We start from the raw sequence: 18090 nt of genomic DNA on the forward strand, positions 1-18090 counted from the left end.
AACTGTGTTATTGCGCCGCGCGAATTGAGCGCAGCGCGCTCGCCGATCGCACAAACACGTTCAGGCAAGGCCGGACCTTCAAACGGTTCCGGCTTTCGCCGTTGAAGGGCCCGACAATGTCCGCCACCGCACCTCGCGTCAGCTTCGTCAGCCTCGGTTGCCCCAAGGCACTGGTCGATTCCGAACGCATCCTTACCCGCCTGCGCGCCGAGGGTTATGAAATCGCCCGCAAGCACGACGGCGCCGACCTGGTCGTCGTCAACACCTGCGGCTTCCTCGATTCCGCCCGCGATGAATCGCTCAGCGCCATCGGCACGGCGATGAAGGAGAACGGCAAGGTCATCGTCACCGGCTGCATGGGCGCGACCCCCGAGCTGATCCGCGAGAAGCATCCGAACGTGTTCGCCATCACCGGTCCGCAGGCCTATGAGAGCGTCATGGCCGCCGTGCACGAGGCAGCGCCGCCGCAACACGACCCGCTGGTCGACCTGCTGCCGCCGCAAGGCATAAAGCTGACACCGCGCCACTACGCCTATCTGAAGATCTCCGAGGGCTGCAACAACCGCTGCACCTTCTGCATCATCCCGGCGCTGCGCGGCGATCTGGTGTCGCGGCCCGCCGCCGACGTGCTGCGCGAGGCCGAAAAACTGGCCAAGGCCGGCGTCAAGGAGATAATGGTGATCTCGCAGGACACCAGCGCCTACGGCGTCGACGTGAAATACGAGGCGAGCCGCTTCCAGGATCGCGAGGTGCGGGCGAAGTTCCACGACCTCGCAAAAGAGCTCGGCGATCTCGGCATGTGGGTGCGCCTCCACTACGTCTACCCCTACCCGCATGTCGCGGACGTCATTCCGCTGATGGCGGAGGGGAAGATCCTTCCCTATCTCGACATCCCCTTCCAGCACGCCTCACCGGCGGTGCTGAAGAACATGCGCCGCCCAGCCCATGGCGAGAAGACTCTGGAGCGCATCCGCGGCTGGCGCGACGCCTGCCCCGACCTTGCCATCCGCTCGACCTTCATCGTCGGCTTTCCCGGCGAGACCGAAGACGATTTCCAGATGCTGCTCGACTGGCTGGACGAGGCGAAGATCGACCGTGCCGGCTGCTTCAAATACGAGCCGGTGGCGGGCGCGCGCTCCAACGAGCTCGGCCTTGCCGAGGTGCCGCAGGAGGTCAAGGAAAGCCGCTGGCACCGCTTCATGCAGCGCCAGCAGAAAATCTCCGCCACGCAGCTGCAGAAGAAGGTCGGCAAGCGCCTGCCGGTCATCATCGACGAGGCGAATGGCGGCGCCGGAAAGGGCCGGACCAGATACGACGCGCCGGAGATCGACGGAGCGGTGCATGTCTCGTCGCGCCGGCCGCTGCGGGCAGGCGACATCGTCACGGTGAAGATCGAGCGCGCCGACGCCTACGACCTCTACGGCCAGGCGGTCTGACATCCCATCCGATCACACCTTGCCTTCCCAGGCAGGCACCGTCTTCGCCAGCGCATGGTCCTTAGCCTGGGCACGCTTCCAGGCCGGGCGGTCGCCGACCCGTTCCAGATAGGCGGTGAAGGCGGGCCGCTCCGGCAGTTTCTTCATCTGCACCATCGTGTAGCCGATGCCCGACGCGAGCTGGATGTCGGCCGCGGTAAAACGGTCGCCCGCGGCGAAGGGATTTTCCGTGAGCTTGCGCTCGACATAGGCGACCATGTCGTCGAACAGGCCGAAGGAATAGTCGCCGCTCTTATATGTCAGGCCATGCGCGTGAGCGGAGATGGCGGGGTCGAAAACCGCATCGCAGTAGACCAATGCGGTCAGGTAAGGACCGCGCATAGGGTCGCCGATCGCCGGCGCCAGGCCCGCCTGCGGAAACGCATCCGCCAGATAGGTGGTGATCGCGGCGCGCTCGGTGATGACGACGCCGTCATGCTCGATCGCCGGCACCTTCTTGTTCGGCTGGATCCTCCGGTAGTCCTCCGGCACGCCACCTTCGGCGCGGATGTCGATATGGACAAGCTCGTAGTCGACGCCAAGCTCCTCCATCAGCCAGAGCACGCCCGAACCGCGCGACCACGGCGCATGGTAGAATTTCAGCATTTTCCTCCTCCGCATCTGATGTCGGAGGGATTTCTACCATGGCGCTCCTGACAACCGACTGTCAGGAGATGTCAACTGCCTGCCTCGATCGCCGCCTCGTTCCAGAACGGCCGACACGGAAAGGCGGGCGAGAGTTCCCCCTCGCCCGCCCGGCTTCAAAGACAGCCCGTCACTTGGCGATGCAGGTGTCGGCGGTCTCGGGCGTGCAGACGTCGAGGCCCGTATAGGTCGGGTCGGCCGGGGCCGGCTTGCCCTCCTTGATGTCCTTCAACGCGAACATGGTCTTGTAGCCCATCTCGAACGGGCGCTGCCCGACCTGGCCGAGCGACAGGCCTTCCTTCATCTGGTCCATCTGCACCGGCAACGTGTCGGCGACGACCAGCGCAAGCGCCTTCGAGGAAATCTTGTCCTTGAACGGCGTCACGGCGGCCCGGTTGGCATCCGGGATGAACTGCGGGAAGCCGCCGGTCGGCACGAAGGCGTCGAGGTCCGGCATCTTCGCCATGAAGTCCTGGAACTGCTGGACCGACAGCGGGAAGTCGTCATTGGTGTAGAGCGGGCAGCCCTCGGCTTCCGTCCAGCCGTTCTGGCCGGTCAGCCGGTCGCCCGGCGACGCGGCCGACTTCGCACCGGCGAGCGTGTCGCGGATGCCTTGCATGCGCTCGTTGTGGTTGGCCGCCGCCGCGCCGCCCGACTGGATGCAGATGCTGCCGCCTTCCGGCTTGATCGCCTGCACCAGCTTGGCGAGGTTGACGCCGATCTCGTAGTTGTGGGTGCCGACATAGGCGAGCCGCAGATCGGCATTTTCCGGCAGCATGTCGGAGTCCCAGGTGAGCACCGGGATGCCGGCATCCTTGGCCGCCTGCAGGGCGACGGCCATAGCGGCCGCGTTGGACGGCGCGACGGCGATGCCGTCGACCTTCTTGGCGACCAGATCCTGCACGATCTGAACCTGCTCCTCGCCGCCGCCATGCTCGCCCGGGCCGATATACATGCACTCGAAGGCGCCGTTGGCTTCGGCTTCGGCCTTCTTGCAGCCGTCGCGCGCCTGGTCGAAGAACGGGTTGTTCATGTTCTTCGGTACCAGCGCGAAGGTGAACTTCTCCTGGGCATAGGCCTGGCCCGCCATAAGCGCCGAAAACGCCACGGCGGCCGTCAAAACATACTTCTTCACGTTACTCCTCCACCTTTGTTGTTTTACCTGTCTATCGGCGGCCCTCCGACCGCCGGCTTCTATTTGTGCTTCCCGGTGAACATGCCCTCCAGCATCCCACGCAGCGACCTTCCGGACGTCTGCATGCCAAGAAGCACAGCAAGAATGATGAAGCCGCCGACGAAGGCGCCCTGCCAGTTCGAATCGATCCCGGCCATCAGCAGCGCGTTGCGGATGACTTCGAGGAACGCCGCGCCGATCACCGCGCCGAAGGCCGTGCCGTAGCCGCCCATCAGGCTGGCGCCGCCTATGACCGTGCCGGCGATCACCCGCAACTCGTAGCCGGTGCCCATCGCGTTGATGGCCGAGCCGCTGTAGCCGAGCAGCAGCAGCGAGGCGATGGAGGCGGTGAAGGCGGAAAAGACATAGGCCTGGAACTTTATCCAGTCGACCGGCACGCCGGTCATGCGCGCGGCGTTCTCGTTTCCGCCGATGGCGAAGAGATGGCGCGCCCAGGCGGTGAAGTTGAACCAGAAGCCGACGATCAGCGCCAGCACCACCATCACCCAGAAATGCGAGGAGAATTCCGGCATCCAGGCGGGCGCCCAGCCGGCCGGCTCGCGCAGCGGCCATTTCGCTTGGCCGATCGCCTTGACGATCGGCGCGTCCGCGCCGAACTGGTAGAGCATCTGGTTGCCCGACAGCACGACCGCGAGCGAGCGGGCGATCGACAGCATGCCGAGCGTCACCACGAAGGACGGCATGCCGACATAGGCGACGAAGAAGCCGTTGAAGGCGCCGCAGGCAAGGCCCGCCAGCAGCCCGGCGCCGAAGGCCACGTACCAGGGCTGGTGCCAGGTGAGCAGCAGGCCGGCGACGATGGCGACTAGGCCCATCACCGAGCCGACCGAAAGGTCGATGCCGCCGGTGATCAGCACCACGGTCATGCCGAGCCCCATGATGGCGATCGGCGCGAAATTGCGGGTGATGTTGGTGACATTGCTGGATGTCCCGAAGCTGGGCTCCAGCCATGTCATGAAGACGACTAGCACGAAGAGCGCGATCGCGACCCAGAAGGCCTGGCTGGCGAGGAAGCGCTGGAACAGCGTCTGCTCCTTGATGCCGACGATGTCGGCGATCGCGGCGTGGTCCTGCTCGCGCAACTCGGCCGCCGGCATGGCTTGGGACATCGGCTGACTAGGCGTCACGGATCGCTCCCGTGATGAGGCCCGTGATCTCTTCGGGCGAAGTGGTGTCGGTTCTCTTGTCCGCAACCTTGGAGCCGCGCCGGAGCACGATGATGCGGTCGCAGACGGCGAACACGTCCGGCATGCGGTGGCTGATCAGCATCACCGAAACGCCGCGCGCCTTCAGCCTGCGGATCAGTTCCAGCACCTCGGCGACCTGCCGCACCGAGATCGCCGCGGTCGGCTCGTCCATCAGCACCAGCTTGGCGTTGGAAAGACGGGTACGGGCGATCGCCACCGCCTGACGCTGGCCGCCCGACATCTTCTTGACCAGGTCGCGCGGCCGTGTCTCCGACTTCAGCTCGGCGAACAGTTCGGCGGCGCGGTCGATCATCGCCTGCTTGTTCAGCACGCGGAACGGCCAGATGCCCTTCCTGATCTCGCGTCCGAGGAAAACGTTCTGCGCGGCCGTCAGATTGTCGGCCAGCGCCAGATCCTGGTAGACGACCTCGATGCCTTCCGCCCGCGCCTCGATCGGCTTGTGGAAATGGCAGACCTTGCCGCCTACCACGATCTCGCCCTCGCTCGGCGGAAAGTTGCCGGCAATCAGCTTGACCATCGTGGACTTGCCGGCGCCATTGTCGCCCATGAGCCCGACGACCTCGCCGGCCTGCACAGAGAAGTCCACCTCCGACAAGGCGCGGATAGCCCCGAAGCTCTTCGAAATGCTCCGCACGTCCAGCAAAGCCACGCGTTTCCTCCCTGCGGTCTTGGCTCTTACGGCCTTTCACTCCGCATCCCTCTATGGAATGTCTATTGCGGTTTTTCCTTTATTGCAACAAAAGTTACACAATCCGTTCCGGAGCGGCAAGAGATTACCAGCGTTCCCCGGTTTGCTCATGTCGCTGGTCGGACCAGATTAGCTAAGCAGAGAAATCACGCGCCGTCACCTCCTATCGACGTGTCTGGGAAGTGGCGGCGAGAGCCGGGCCTGGACGATGTGGCCGTTCCCCTGCCGGCGACAAAAAAGGGCGCCACAGCGGGCGCCCTTTCCGTGAGATGCGAAGGCTCCAGTTGTTATTGCGGCAGCTTGTCGTCCACGCCCTTGACGTAGAAGTTCAGGCCGAGCAGCGTCTTGTCGTCGGCCGTTTCGCCGGCCTTCAGCCATTCCGTGCCGTCCTGCTTGGTGATCGGGCCGGTGAAGGGCTTCAGCTCGCCCGACTTGATCTGGGCCTCGGTCTCCTCGGCGGCCTTCTTCACGTCGTCGGGCATGTTGGTGTAGGGCGCCATGGTCAGGATGCCGTCCTTGAGGCCGTCCCAACTCGATTCGCCTCCCTTCCAGGTGCCGTCGAGCACCATCTTGATGCGCTTGACGTAATAGGGCCCCCAGGTGTCGATGATCGCCGTCATCTGCGCCTTGGGGCCGGCCTGGATCTGGTCGAAGGCCTGGCCGAACGCCTTGATGCCGCGCTCCTCGGCGATCTGCATGGGTGCGGCCGAGTCGGTGTGCTGGGTCAGGATGTCGACGCCCTGGTCGATCAGCGCCTTGGCGGCGTCGGCCTCCTTGCCGGCGTCGTGCCAGGTGTTGACCCACACGACCTTCAGCTTGAAGTCCGGATTGACCGTCTGCGCGCCGAGCGTGAAGGCGTTGATGCCCTGCACCACCTCGGGGATCGGGAAGGAGGCGATGTAGCCGGCCACCCCAGTCTTCGACACCTTCGCGGCGATCTGGCCGATGATGTAGCGGCCTTCGTAGAAGCGTGAATTGTAGGTGGTGAGGTTGGGCGCGGTCTTGTAGCCGGTGGCGTGCTCGAACTTCACGTCCGGGAATTTCTGCGCCACGGCCAGCGTCTGGTCCATGTAGCCGAAGGAGGTGGTAAAGACGATGGCGCAGCCGGAGCGGGCGAAGCGCTCGATGACGCGCTCGGCGTCCGGTCCTTCCGGTACGTTCTCCACGAACTGGGTCTCGACCTTTTCGCCGAGCTCCTTGTCGACCATCTGGCGGCCGACGTCATGCGCCTGCGTCCAGCCACCGTCGGTCTTGGGGCCGATATAGACGAAGCAGGCCTTGATCTTGTCCTGCGCCATCGCCGGCACCGAAACGCCGGCGGCAAGCACCGCGGCCAGTGCGAATACGATCTTCTTCATTTTTGCGATCCTCTGTGGTTTGAGCTGCTCGGGCCTACCGTTTGTTATCGTTGTGCAGTGCAAGTCCCCCGCCCTACCTGTCAGGCACGAACGCGCGGCCGAGCGAAGCCGGCGTGTTCATCATGGTAAGCCGCCTGTTGCGCGAAATTAGAACGAGAACGACGATCGTCGCCAGATAGGGCAGCGAAGAAAGCAGTTGAGAAGGAATGCCGTAGCCGAGCGCCTGCACGTGGATCTGGCCGATGGTGACGGCGCCGAACAGATAGGCGCCCGCCAGCACCCTGAGCGGCCGCCAGGAGGCGAACACCACCAGCGCCAGCGCGATCCAGCCGCGCCCGGCCGTCATGTTCTCCACCCATTGCGGCGTGTAGACGAGCGACAGATGCGCGCCCGCCAGTCCCGCGCAGGCGCCGCCGAACATGACGGCGAGGTAGCGGTAGGCGATCACCGGAATGCCGAGCGCATGGGCCGAGGCGTGGTTGTCGCCGATCGAGCGCAGCGTCAGACCGGCGCGGGTGCGGAACAGGAACCACATGATGCCGACGGTGAGTGCGATCGACATGTAGAAGATGGGGTCCTGGCCGAACACCAGCCGGCCGACCAGCGGCAGGTCGGAGAGACCGGGAATATAGAGGCTGGGCAGCTTCTGTCCGGCCTGGCCGACGAAGCCTTCGCCGATCATGCCGGACAGGCCGAGGCCGAGCAGCGTCAGCGACAGGCCGGTGGCGACCTGGTTGGTGGCGACGCTGAGCGTCAGGAAACCGAACAGCAGCGAGAACAGCGCCCCGACGACGATCGCCGCCAGCACGCCGAGCCATGGCGAGCCGGTGAGCGCGGCAGCGACGAAGCCGCAGACCGCGCCCATCACCATCATGCCCTCGACGCCGAGGTTGAGCACGCCGGAGCGCTCGACCACCAGCTCGCCGAGCGCGGCGATCAGGAGCGGCGTCGCTGCCGTGGCGATCGTCAGCAGGATGCTTTCGGCGATCCCCATGGTCAGGCTCCCTCGACGGCCGGCTTCGCGCCGAAGCCGACGAGGCGGACGCGGTAGTGGATGAGGGTGTCGCAGCCGAGCACGAAGAACAGCAGCATGCCCTGGAAGACCCGCACCACCTTGTCGGACAGGCCGAGCGAGATCTGCGCCGCCTCGCCGCCGAGATAGGTGAGCGCCAGGATGAGGCCCGACGCGATGATGCCGAGCGGGTTCAGCCGGCCGAGGAAGGCGACGATGATGGCGGCAAAGCCGTAGCCGGGCGAGATCACCGGGCGGAGCTGGCCGATCGCGCCCGACACCTCGGAGATGCCGGCGAGGCCGGCCAGCCCGCCCGACAACATGAAGGCGAAGAACACCATCTTCTTGGCCGAAAAGCCGGCGAAGCGTCCGGCGCGCGGGCTCGACCCCAGCACGCGCACCTCGAAGCCCTTGAGGGTGCGGGTCACCAGGAACCAGACGACGATCGCGGCAAGGATGGCGAAGACGAAGCCGAGATTGGCGCGGCCGGACGACGGAAGAATCTCCGGCAGGATGGCGTCGACATGGAAGCGGCGGGTTTCCGGAAAATTGTTGCCTTCCGGATTGCGCCAGGGGCCGCGTACCATCCAGTCGAGGAAGAGCTGCGCGACATAGACGAGCATCAGGCTGGTGAGGATCTCGTTGGTGTTGAAGCGCACCTTGAGCAAGGCCGGAATCGCGCCATAGGCCGCGCCGCCGGCGATCCCCATGAGCAGCATCAGGGGCAGCACGTACCAGCCCTGGAAATCCGGAAATATGATCGGCAGGATCGAGCCGGCCATGGCGCCGATGATAAACTGGCCCTCGGCGCCGATGTTCCAGTTGTTGGAGAGGTAGCAGACGGCGAGCCCGACGGCGATCAGGATGAGCGGCGCCGCCTTGATCGCCAGCTCGTGCAGCGACCAGACCTCGCGCAGAGGATCGATGAAATAATAATACAGCGCATCCAGCGGGCTCTTGCCCAGCAGGGAGAACATGATGGCGCCGGCGACCAGTGTCAGCGCCAGCGCGATGAAGGGCGAGACCGCCGAGAACAGCGCCGACTGCTGCGGCCGCTTGATCAGTTCGACGCGCATCAGGCGACCTCCATCGCCGGCTCGACATGGCCGGGCTCGGCGCCGCCCATCAAGAGGCCAATCTTCTCGAACGTCGCCTCGGCGATCGGCAGCGGCTTCGACAGTTGGCCATTGTGCATGACGGCGATGGCATCGGAGATCTCGAACAGTTCGTCGAGATCCTGGCTGATCACCAGCACGGCCGAGCCGGCGCGCGCCAGCCCGATCAGCGCCTGGCGGATCTTTGCCGCCGCACCCGCGTCGACGCCCCAGGTCGGCTGGTTCACCACCATCACGGCAGGCCGGCGGTCGAGCTCGCGGCCGATGATGAATTTCTGCAGGTTGCCGCCGGATAGCGCGGCCGCCTCCGGATCGCGGGCGCTCTTGCGCACGTCCATGGCGGCGATGATGCGCTGCGCGGCGGCATCGACGGCGCCGGTCCGGATCGTTCCGCCGGGACCGATGAAGGCCTTGTCGTCGGTGGCGTGGCGCGACAGCAGCAGGTTTTCCGACAGCTTCATGCGCGGCGCGGCGCCATGGCCGAGCCGCTCCTCCGGGACGAAGGCGGCGCCCAGCCGCCGCCGCTCGGAGATCGAAAGGCGCCCGGCATCCTTGCCGCGGATGCGCACGCTTGCCGCATCCGCCTGCGCCATCTCGCCCGACACGGCCTCGAAAAACTCGCCCTGGCCGTTGCCCGCCACGCCGGCGATGCCGATCACTTCGCCGGCCCGGACTCCAAGGCTGATGTCGCGCAGAGGAATCGAGAAGGACGTCGCCGGAGCGCGCGACAGCTTTTTCACCTCCAGCAGCACCGGCGCCTTGTCCATGCCTTCCGCCGGCTCGCGCACTACCGCCTGCACGTCGTTGCCGACCATCATGCGCGCCAGCGACGACGCGGTCTCGCGGCGCGGGTCGCAGTGGCCGACGACCTTGCCATGGCGCAGCACGGTGGCGGAATCGCACATGCGCTTCACCTCCTCCAGACGATGCGAGATGTAGAGGATCGACTTGCCCTCGGCGCGCAGCCGGTCGAGCGTCTCGAACAGCCTGTCCGCCTCCTGCGGGGTGAGCACCGAGGTCGGCTCGTCGAGGATGATCAGTTGCGGCACCTGCAGCAGGCAGCGGATGATCTCGATGCGCTGGCGCTCCCCGACCGAGAGGTCGCCGACCAGCGCATAGGGGTCGAGCGGCAGGCCGTAGCTGTGCGACAGCGCCTGCGCCTTGGCGGCGATGGTGGCGATCGGCGTGTCGTCGTCGAGCGACAGCGCGATATTCTCCGCCGCCGTCAGCGCGTCGAACAGCGAAAAATGCTGGAACACCATGCCGATGCCGAGCTTTCGCGCGGCGTGCGGGCTGGCGATGCGCACCGGCTGGCCGTCCCAGAAAATCTCGCCGGCATTGGGCTCCAGCGAGCCGAACAGCATCTTCACCAGCGTCGACTTGCCGGCGCCGTTCTCGCCGAGCAGCGCATGGATCTCGCCCCTGCGCACCGTCAGGTCGACATGGTCGCAGGCTTTCAGCGAGCCGAAGATCTTGGTCAGCCCGCGCACCTCGAGCAGGTTCGCGGCCGCCGCGCCCGGTTGTGCACCCACAGTGCCTCCCACTCTGGTTTCCAGATGTGTTCTATGTTCCCGCACCTATCGTAGGCGCGGGATGAAAGGAACGCAAAGGGCGGCGGGTCTTGAAAGAGCTTCAAGAAAATCAGGGGATAAGCACCGTCGCGCCGGTGGTCCTGCGCCCCTCCAGGTCGGCATGGGCGCGGGCGGCGTCAGCGAGCGCATAGCGCTGGTTGACGACGCTGCGCACCGTGCCGTTGGCGATGACCTCGAAGAGCGCCGCCGCACCTGCCTCGAGATCGACGCGCTTGGCGATGTAGGTGAACAGCGTCGGCCGCGTGGCGTAGAGCGAGCCTTTCTGCGAGAGGATCGCCATGTTGAAGGGCGCGATCGGCCCGGAGGACTGGCCGAAGCCGACGAAAAGGCCGCGCGGCTTCAGGCAGTCGAGCGAGCCGGGAAAAGTGTCCTTGCCGACCGAATCGTAGACCACGTCGCACAGCTTGCCGCCGGTGATCTCCTTCACGGCTGCGACGAAGTCGCTGTCGCGGTAGTTGATCACATGGTCGTAGCCATGCGCTTTCGCGAGCTCGATCTTGTCGGCGGAACCGGCCGTGCCGATGACGGTGGCGCCGAGATGCTTCGCCCACTGGCCGGCGAGCAATCCGACGCCGCCCGCCGCGGCGTGGAACAGGATGGCGTCGCCCGGTTTCACGGAAAAAGTCCGCCGCAGCAGGTATTCGGCGGTCAGCCCCTTGAGCATGGAGGCAGCCGCCTGCTCGTCCGACACGCCGTCGGGCAGTTTGACCAGCCGGTCGGCGGCGATCACGCGTTCCTGTGCATAGGCACCGAGCGGCGTCGTGTAGGCGACGCGGTCGCCGGGCTTCAGCCCGTCGACGCCCTCGCCCGCTTCGGCCACGACCCCCGCCGCCTCGCCGCCGGGGATGAGCGGAAGGCCGTTCGGGGCGGGATAGAGGCCGCTGCGGTAGTAGGTGTCGAGGAAGTTGAGGCCGATCGCGGTATGGCGCACCAGAACCTGTCCGGAACCGGGCCGGCCGGGATCGACCTCCTCATAGGTCAAAACCTCGGGGCCGCCATTGGCGTGGATGCGGATCGCTTTGGACATGGGAACCTCGGGGACAGTTTACTTTCTTGCCCCAGAAGGGCACGGCAGTTTCAAGGTAGGCGCGAGGGGCAAAAAGTAAACTGTCCCCAGGCCCTACTCCTTCTTCGCTCCCAGATTGGGGAAGAGCTGCATGATGCCGCCGATGCAGAAGAGATAGAGGCTGGTGACGGTGATGCCGAGCTTGGTGAACTGGCTGACATGCTCCGTCAGCAGGCCGATCTTGTTGTACCAGGCGGCAAGTGCGGCCTCCAGCAGCGCCAGCGCGCCGAAGGCGCACCACAGCAGCGTCATGCCGAGGTTGAGCGGGCGCAGGCGCACCACCCGGACCGGGTGCAGGAAATTCACCGGCACAAAGGTCATGATGCCGGCGATGACCACAACGGCAAAGGAAGTCCACGGGCCGGGCTCGATGACGAACAGCGCGAACACCACCATGTTCCAGACCACCGGAAAGCCCTTGAAGAAGTTCTCCTTGGTCTTCATGCCGGTGTCGGCATAGTAGACGGCGCTCGACACCACGATGATGGCGGCCGAGAGGAAGGACAGCCCCTCGCCCATCAGCCCGCGCTGATAGAGCGCGAAGGCCGGGATCAGCACATAGGTGACGTAGTCGATGATGTTGTCGAGCAGTTCGCCCGACCAGGTCGGCAGGATCTCCTTGACCTCGAGTTTTCGTGCGATCGGCCCGTCTATGCCGTCGACGAACAGCGCCAGGCCCAGCCACCAGAACATCGCCGTCCAGCGCTGCTCGCTGGCCGCCACCAGCGACAGGAAGGCGAGGAAGGAGCCCGATGCGGTGAGCAGATGCACCGAGAAGGCGCGCGCCTGCGGCCACGTCACCTTCTTCTTCGGCTTGGGGATGCGCTCGGAAAACGGCTTGCCGGTCACGGTCTGCGCCCGTTCGGCTTGCATGGCCCGGCCGGGCCGGCGACGGCCTGTTTGTGCGACGCTCCGACGGGACGGTGACGGCGGAGAGAGCGCCGCGTTTGCTTTTCGGCAAGGCCGGTCATGTCCCTCCCCATGCGCTTCGACAGGCAGTTAATCGCAGCCGGCCCGCCCATACAAGCACGATCGTGGCGCCGCCAAGGCCGCCGATGTACAGGGACGCGTCTTTCCACAAGAGGCAGTGCGCAATTGGGTGCCGGCGGTGACGTCTGGGCGAAACCGTCGCGTTGATCCGCGCGTTGAGCACTCCTATACCGGTGACGACCGCGGACGGATGGCAAGGATGGCGGAGACAAGCACGGACATCATGGTGGCAGGCACCGGGCCGGCCGGCCTGCTGGCGGCCCTGGCGCTTGCGCGCGACGGTTTTTCCGTCAGCCTCGCAGGCCCGCCCGCCAACAGCGCCGACGCCCGAACCACCGCGCTTATGGCGCCGGCGCTCGCCGTGCTCGACCGCGTCGGCGTGCTGTCGGCGATCGAGCCGCGGGCGGCGGCGCTGCGCGTCATGCGCATCGTCGACGGCACGCGCCGGCTTGTGCGCAGCCCGGTCGTCACCTTCCATGCCGGCGAGATCAGCGAACCTTGCTTCGGCCTGAACGTTCCGAACCAAGCGCTGAACGGCGCGCTGGAGACGGCGGTCAAGGAGACGTCGGGCATCGACTGGCGCGAAACTCTGGTCGAGGGCTGGGAGATCGCAGCAGATCAGGTCACAGCCCGCCTCGCCGACGGCACGGCGCTGGCAGCGAAGCTGGCGGTGGCCGCCGACGGCCGCAATTCGCCGGCCCGTGCCGCCGCCGGCATCCGCACCTCGACACGAGCCTATCCGCAGGCGGCACTGGTGACCGCCTTCTCGCATAGCCGCGCGCACGGCTTTGTCTCGACCGAGTTCCACACGGAGACCGGTCCGTTCACCCAGGTGCCGCTGCCGGGCAGCCGCTCCAGCCTAGTGTGGGTGGTGAAGCCGCAGGAGGCCGAGCGGCTGGCCGCCCTGCCCGCCGAAGCGCTCTCGCGCGAGATCGAAGCGCGCATGCAGTCGATGCTCGGGCGCGTCACCGTCGATTCCCCCCGCCAGATCCATCCGCTGTCGGTGAGCCTGCCCGCCGTTTTCGCCCGGAACAGGGTGGCGCTGGTCGGCGAAGCCGCGCACATGTTCCCGCCGATCGGCGCGCAAGGTCTCAACCTCGGTGTCAGGGATGTTCAGCAGCTCGTTGACGTCGCTTCGAAAAACAGAACCGACCCCGGAGCGCCCGCCGCCCTCGCCGCCTATGACGCAAAACGCCGGCCCGACATCCTTGCCCGCACCGGGGCGGTCAGCCTGCTCAACCGCTCGCTGCTCTCCGACATGCTGCCGGCCCAGATCGCCCGCAGCGCCGGGCTCGGTCTGCTCGGCGCCTTCGCACCGCTGCGCACCCTGTTCATGCGCGAGGGGCTGCGGCCGGGCAGCGGCCTGTCCTCGCTGTTCTCAACGGCCCGGGAACAGGTCCGGCGGTAGCAGGCCGCTGGTGATGAGATAGAGCAGCGCCGTCACCGTCAGCACCGACAGGCAGGTGGTGACCAGCACGCTGGCCGAGGCGCGCTCCACCCACACGCCATACTGCTGGGCGATCACGAAGACGTTCGTGGCGGTCGGCAGCGAGGCGAGCAGCACTGCCGCATAGACCCAGGACGGCGGATAGTCGCCGATCCAGCTCAGCACCACGTAGCAGAGAGCAGGATGCACGACGAGCTTGAGCATGGCGATCGGCGCCATCTCGGCCGGCATGCCACGCAGCGGCCTCAGCGCCAGCGTCACGCCCATTGCGAACAGCGCGCAGGGCGCGGCCGCCCGCGCCAGATAGTCGAGCAGCCGCTCGACCGGCATGGGCGGGCGGAATTCCAGCGCCGCCGCCGCGACGCCGATGGCGGTGGCGATGATGAAGGGATGCAGCACGATCTTCTTCACGACGCCGAGCGCCAGCGCGGCCGGCGACGCGTGCTTTCCGCCCGACAGCGCCATCATGGTCGGCGCGATGGCGAAGTGCATGATGTTCTCGAAGCAGAAGATCAGCGCCACCGGCACGGCGGCCTCCTCGCCGAGCGCCAGGAGCGCGATGCCCGGCCCCATATAGCCGATATTGCCGTAGGCGGCGGCCAGTCCTTTCATGGTCGACTGGGCGACGTCGCCGCGCGACAGCACGGCCGAGGCGACGAACATCAGGGAGAAGATCACGAAGGTCGAAAAGACCGAGCCGAATATGTAGCCCCACGCGGTCAGCTGCTCGATCGGCGTGTTGGAGAGAAGCTGAAAGAACAGGGCCGGCAGCGCGACATAGAGGATGAAGGTGTTCATCCAGCCGAGGTCGTCGAGCGGCCGGCGCGTGATCCGCGCCGCTATGAAGCCGACGAAAATGAGCCCGAAGAACGGGATGACCAGGCCGATGACGTCGTACATGCTTCGCCGCGCGCTTTGCCGATTGCCGCGCGGCTAACCCGCACTGCCGCGCAGCGTCAACCCAACCGATTGAAATTCTGCGCCGGCTGGGCCACATAGGCCCTGCCATGGCAATGACGAAAGCAACAAAATTCACGATCGGTCAGGTGGTGCGCCACCGGCTGTTCCCGTTCCGGGGCGTGATCTTCGACATCGATCCGGAATTCAGCAACAGCGAGGAATGGTACCAGTCCATTCCCGAGCACGCGCGGCCGCGCAAGGACCAGCCCTTCTACCACCTGTTCGCCGAGAATGCGGAGAGCGAATACATCGCCTATGTCTCGGAGCAGAACCTGCTCGAGGACAGGACCGGCGAGCCGGTCCGGCACCCGCAGCTCGGCGAGATGTTCGACAGGACGGAAGACGGCCGCTACCAGCCCAAGGCGCGCATGCGACACTGAGTCCGCCGGGTTCGCGACGGGCGCTCGTGAAAGGGCCCGGCCGAAAACGACCGGGCCCTGGTTTGACCAGTGGCTGGTCAGGGGCGCATCCAGGAATGGCTCGGCGTCACGCACTGGATAACCAGGCAGGAGCCGTCGGCCGCGGTGACGCGGCGGTTGGTGGGCGCCTGGCCGCCGGTACACTGGTCGCGGCTGCCGGCATAGGTGTTGAAGAGTGTCAGGCCGGGAACCTTCTTCGACTGCGACCGCAGGATCGCCTTGCCGTCCCGCTTGAGCGCCGTCTGGATCTGAGCGCAGGACATGCTGGCCATATCGTAGCGTTCCATCGCGCCGGCCGATCCGGCGACGAGCAGCGTGGACAGCGCAGCGAGTATCAATCGTTTCATGGGAGGAGAATCCTGTCTGCCTTCCTCCCATTCGGATTTTTTGTTCCCTTGAGCGCCCCTTCTGCCGCGGGCCCCCGAGAGGTATGTACCGACACAGGCCATGCAAGGAGCCGGAAGGCGGGCTCCTGCCAAACTTGCCGCCGCTCGCGCGATCGTGAAGCGCCTTTTCCCGGGACACACGGATGCCCGCCTTGTCGGCCTTCGCTGTCTGGGTTGTGCATAAGTCGCCCCGCGTCCCGCGGCGCATGGGCAGTGTTCCAAGCCTGGGCTAACGTGATGCCATGCAGCCGTCCCGCGACATTTCCCGCCTGATTGAGATCATGGCCGCCCTCAGGGCACCGGAGGGCGGCTGCCCGTGGGACGTCGAGCAGACGTTCCGCACGATCGCGCCCTACACGATCGAGGAGGCCTACGAGGTCGCCGACGCCATCGCCCGCTCCGACATGGACGACCTCAGCGAGGAGCTCGGCGACCTCTTGCTGCAGGTCGTCTACCATGCCCGGATGGCCGAGGAGGCCGGCGAATTCACCTTCGGGGACGTCGTCGAAGGCATCACGAGGAAAATGATCCGCCGCCACCCGCATGTCTTCGGCGATGCGGACGCCCGCGGCGCCGGCATGGCGAAGGGCATGTGGGAAAAGATCAAGGCCGAGGAGAAGGCCGAAAAGCGGGCGGCGCGGCTGGCGCGCGGCCGCGATCCCGAGGACAACGGCAAGGGATATCTCGACGGCGTTCCCCTCGCCTTCCCGGCGCTGACACGTGCGCTGAAGCTTCAGGAGAAGGCCGCAAGGGTCGGATTCGACTGGAAGGAAGCCGCCCCCATCCTCGACAAGATCGAGGAGGAGATCGCCGAGCTGCGCGAGGCGATCGACAGCAATGACAAGGCGGCAAGCGAGGACGAGTTCGGCGACCTGCTGTTCGCGCTGGTGAATTTCGGGCGGCATCTCAAAATCGACCCGGAAGCGGCGCTTGCCGGCACCAACGACAAGTTCCGCACCCGCTTCCATATCGTCGAGCAGGCGCTGCGCGCGAGCGGGCGCACGCTTGAGGAAGCATCATTGGAGGAAATGGAGGAGGAGTGGCAGCGGGCGAAAGCGGTGCGGTAGGGATTGTCCACGTTGTGGCGGAATGATCGACCTATCTTCAGAACGCATCCGATGCCGTCAGGAACGTCCCGTCGATCAGACAGGGCGTGAGCGCCCGCCCGCGTTCTTCAGCCTGCTTTCGATCTCGGCGCGGGCGGCGGCCGTCGCCAGCAGGCCGATCGTGACGCTGCCGTCCTCGTTGTCGCTGCGCGCCACGACCTCGCCGTTGCGGTAGATCCAGTCGACCAGGCCGAGCTCGGCCGGCTGCAGCGTGATCTCCACCTTGCCGAGCGACCCGGAGAGCCGCTGCTCGATGAGCGTGGTCAGCCTGTCGATCCCCTCGCCCGTCACCGCCGAGATCGGCACGGCCGGATGGGTCTCGCCGGCCGCCTCTTCGAGCAGCCGCTGCCGGTTCGGCTCGTCCAGCAGGTCGATCTTGTTCCAGACCTCGATCACGCGCTCGCGGTCGGACGCATCGACGCCGAGGTCGGCCAGGATGCGCTCGACATCCTCGGCCTGGGCCGCCGTGTCGGGATCGGCGATGTCGCGCAGGTGCAGCACCAGATCGGCTTCCACCACCTCTTCCAGCGTGGCGCGGAAGGCGGCGACCAGATGCGTCGGCAGGTCGGAGATGAAGCCGACGGTGTCGGACAGGATCACCGGCGTGCCGTGCGGCAGGCGCACGCGCCTGAGCGTCGGGTCGAGCGTGGCGAACAGCATGTCCTCGGCCAGCACGCCGGCGCCGGTCAGCCGGTTGAACAGCGTCGATTTTCCGGCATTGGTGTAGCCGACGGTGGCGACCACCGGGAACGGCACCTTGCGGCGCTTGGCGCGATGCAGGTCGCGGGTGCGGCGCACCTGCTCGAGCTCCCGCTTCAGCCGGATGATCTTGTCCTGCAGCGCGCGCCGGTCCGCCTCGATCTGCGTCTCGCCGGGACCGCCGAGGAAGCCGGCACCGCCTCTCTGCCGCTCCAGGTGGGTCCAGCTGCGCACTAGCCGCCCCTTCTGATAGGTGAGATGCGCCAGGTCGACCTGCAGCGTGCCTTCCTTGGTGCGGGCGCGGCGGCCGAAGATCTCCAGGATCAGGCCGGTGCGGTCGAGCACCTTGGCGCCCGTCTCCTTCTCCAGATTGCGCTGCTGCACCGGCGTCAGCGGATGGTCGACGATGAGCAGCCCCGCCTCGGTGTCGCGGATCGCCTCCGCCAGTTCCTCGACCTTGCCGCTGCCGAACAGGGTTGCGGGGCGCGGCTCGTTGACTGCCACGGCGGCCGAGTAGGTGATGTCGAGGTCGATCGCCGCGGCCAGGCCGACGGCCTCCTCCAGCCGCGCCTCGGCGGAGCGGGCGAGCCGCGGCCGGCTGCGGTCGTCGTCGCCGCGCGGCGCCGGCAGCAGCGGTACGACCACCACCGCGCGCATGACGCCGCCTTCAGAGGAAGCCGCGTTCCTCTTGCCCTTGTCGGAGAATGCTCCGGTACCCGCGGAAGTGTT

The 18090-nt window shown here is 66.4% G+C and carries 18 protein-coding genes; 5 read left to right on the top strand and 13 right to left on the bottom strand.

Annotation, left to right across the window (positions count from 1 at the left end; translation table 11 throughout):
• Positions 1–116 precede the first annotated feature (116 nt).
• Positions 117–1436, top strand: a complete 1320-nt coding sequence (gene rimO, locus C7I84_RS05150) for a 30S ribosomal protein S12 methylthiotransferase RimO (protein WP_106771277.1) — start codon at positions 117–119, stop codon at positions 1434–1436.
• Between the two features lie 12 nt (positions 1437–1448).
• Here rimO and C7I84_RS05155 read toward each other — a convergent pair whose 3' ends face one another.
• The 3 genes from C7I84_RS05155 to C7I84_RS05165 all read right to left on the bottom strand — a co-directional run bounded on the left by C7I84_RS05155 (position 1449) and on the right by C7I84_RS05165 (position 4373).
• A complete protein-coding gene (locus C7I84_RS05155; protein WP_106771088.1) occupies positions 1449–2081 on the bottom strand; it encodes a glutathione S-transferase family protein in 633 nt (210 codons plus the stop codon).
• A 169-nt stretch (positions 2082–2250) separates the two neighbouring features.
• Positions 2251–3255, bottom strand: a complete 1005-nt coding sequence (locus tag C7I84_RS05160; protein ID WP_106771089.1) for a substrate-binding domain-containing protein — start codon at positions 3253–3255, stop codon at positions 2251–2253.
• Positions 3256–3314: 59 nt separating this feature from the next.
• Complete coding sequence (locus tag C7I84_RS05165) at positions 3315–4373, bottom strand: ABC transporter permease (RefSeq protein WP_425351302.1); 1059 nt, start codon at positions 4371–4373, stop codon at positions 3315–3317.
• Here C7I84_RS05165 and C7I84_RS31010 point away from each other — a divergent pair.
• Positions 4332–4457 (top strand): hypothetical protein, encoded by a 126-nt coding sequence (locus C7I84_RS31010; RefSeq protein WP_425351303.1) that lies wholly within the window; start codon positions 4332–4334, stop codon positions 4455–4457. The genes C7I84_RS05165 and C7I84_RS31010 overlap by 42 nt on opposite strands.
• Here C7I84_RS31010 and C7I84_RS05170 read toward each other — a convergent pair.
• The 7 genes from C7I84_RS05170 to pcsA form a co-directional block, all read right to left on the bottom strand.
• Positions 4432–5172, bottom strand: coding sequence for an ATP-binding cassette domain-containing protein (locus C7I84_RS05170; RefSeq protein WP_106771091.1), 741 nt, complete (start codon positions 5170–5172; stop codon positions 4432–4434). The two genes, C7I84_RS31010 and C7I84_RS05170, sit on opposite strands and share 26 nt — an antisense overlap.
• 326 nt (positions 5173–5498) lie before the next feature.
• Positions 5499–6569 (bottom strand): BMP family ABC transporter substrate-binding protein, encoded by a 1071-nt coding sequence (locus C7I84_RS05175; protein WP_106771092.1) that lies wholly within the window; start codon positions 6567–6569, stop codon positions 5499–5501.
• Positions 6570–6642: 73 nt separating this feature from the next.
• Positions 6643–7563 (bottom strand): ABC transporter permease, encoded by a 921-nt coding sequence (locus C7I84_RS05180; RefSeq protein ID WP_106771093.1) that lies wholly within the window; start codon positions 7561–7563, stop codon positions 6643–6645.
• 2 nt (positions 7564–7565) lie between these two features.
• Positions 7566–8657, bottom strand: a complete 1092-nt coding sequence (locus tag C7I84_RS05185) for an ABC transporter permease (RefSeq protein ID WP_207770968.1) — start codon at positions 8655–8657, stop codon at positions 7566–7568.
• Positions 8657–10240: an ABC transporter ATP-binding protein gene (locus C7I84_RS05190; protein ID WP_425351299.1), complete on the bottom strand. Its 1584-nt coding sequence runs from the start codon at positions 10238–10240 to the stop codon at positions 8657–8659. The genes C7I84_RS05185 and C7I84_RS05190 overlap by 1 nt, the downstream gene beginning before the upstream one ends.
• 97 nt (positions 10241–10337) lie before the next feature.
• Complete coding sequence (locus tag C7I84_RS05195; protein WP_106771095.1) at positions 10338–11315, bottom strand: quinone oxidoreductase family protein; 978 nt, start codon at positions 11313–11315, stop codon at positions 10338–10340.
• A gap of 93 nt (positions 11316–11408) precedes the next feature.
• On the bottom strand, positions 11409–12227 hold the full coding sequence (pcsA, locus tag C7I84_RS05200) for a phosphatidylcholine synthase (RefSeq protein ID WP_106771096.1): 819 nt from the start codon (positions 12225–12227) through the stop codon (positions 11409–11411).
• Positions 12228–12543: 316 nt separating this feature from the next.
• On the opposite strand from pcsA, the gene C7I84_RS05205 reads away from it, so the two are divergent.
• Positions 12544–13752 carry a UbiH/UbiF family hydroxylase gene (locus C7I84_RS05205; protein ID WP_425351300.1) on the top strand — a complete coding sequence of 403 codons (1209 nt, stop codon included), beginning with the start codon at positions 12544–12546 and terminating at the stop codon, positions 13750–13752.
• On the opposite strand, the gene C7I84_RS05210 is transcribed toward C7I84_RS05205, so the two are convergent.
• A complete protein-coding gene (locus tag C7I84_RS05210) occupies positions 13723–14691 on the bottom strand; it encodes an AEC family transporter (RefSeq protein ID WP_106771098.1) in 969 nt (322 codons plus the stop codon). The genes C7I84_RS05205 and C7I84_RS05210 overlap by 30 nt on opposite strands.
• A gap of 107 nt (positions 14692–14798) precedes the next feature.
• Between C7I84_RS05210 and hspQ the strand changes: the two genes are divergently transcribed.
• Positions 14799–15131, top strand: coding sequence for a heat shock protein HspQ (gene hspQ, locus C7I84_RS05215; RefSeq protein WP_207770969.1), 333 nt, complete (start codon positions 14799–14801; stop codon positions 15129–15131).
• A 77-nt stretch (positions 15132–15208) separates the two neighbouring features.
• On the opposite strand, the gene C7I84_RS05220 is transcribed toward hspQ, so the two are convergent.
• Positions 15209–15517: a hypothetical protein gene (locus C7I84_RS05220; RefSeq protein WP_133170060.1), complete on the bottom strand. Its 309-nt coding sequence runs from the start codon at positions 15515–15517 to the stop codon at positions 15209–15211.
• A 281-nt stretch (positions 15518–15798) separates the two neighbouring features.
• Here C7I84_RS05220 and mazG point away from each other — a divergent pair, with 281 nt between their 5' ends.
• Entirely contained in the window at positions 15799–16623 is an 825-nt protein-coding gene (gene mazG, locus C7I84_RS05225) for a nucleoside triphosphate pyrophosphohydrolase (RefSeq protein ID WP_106771100.1), read from the top strand.
• A 75-nt stretch (positions 16624–16698) separates the two neighbouring features.
• On the opposite strand, the gene hflX is transcribed toward mazG, so the two are convergent.
• On the bottom strand, positions 16699–18018 hold the full coding sequence (hflX, locus tag C7I84_RS05230; RefSeq protein ID WP_106771101.1) for a GTPase HflX: 1320 nt from the start codon (positions 18016–18018) through the stop codon (positions 16699–16701).
• Positions 18019–18090 lie beyond the last annotated feature (72 nt).

This window comes from Kumtagia ephedrae (assembly GCF_003012745.1).
Lineage (GTDB): Bacteria > Pseudomonadota > Alphaproteobacteria > Rhizobiales > Rhizobiaceae > Kumtagia > Kumtagia ephedrae.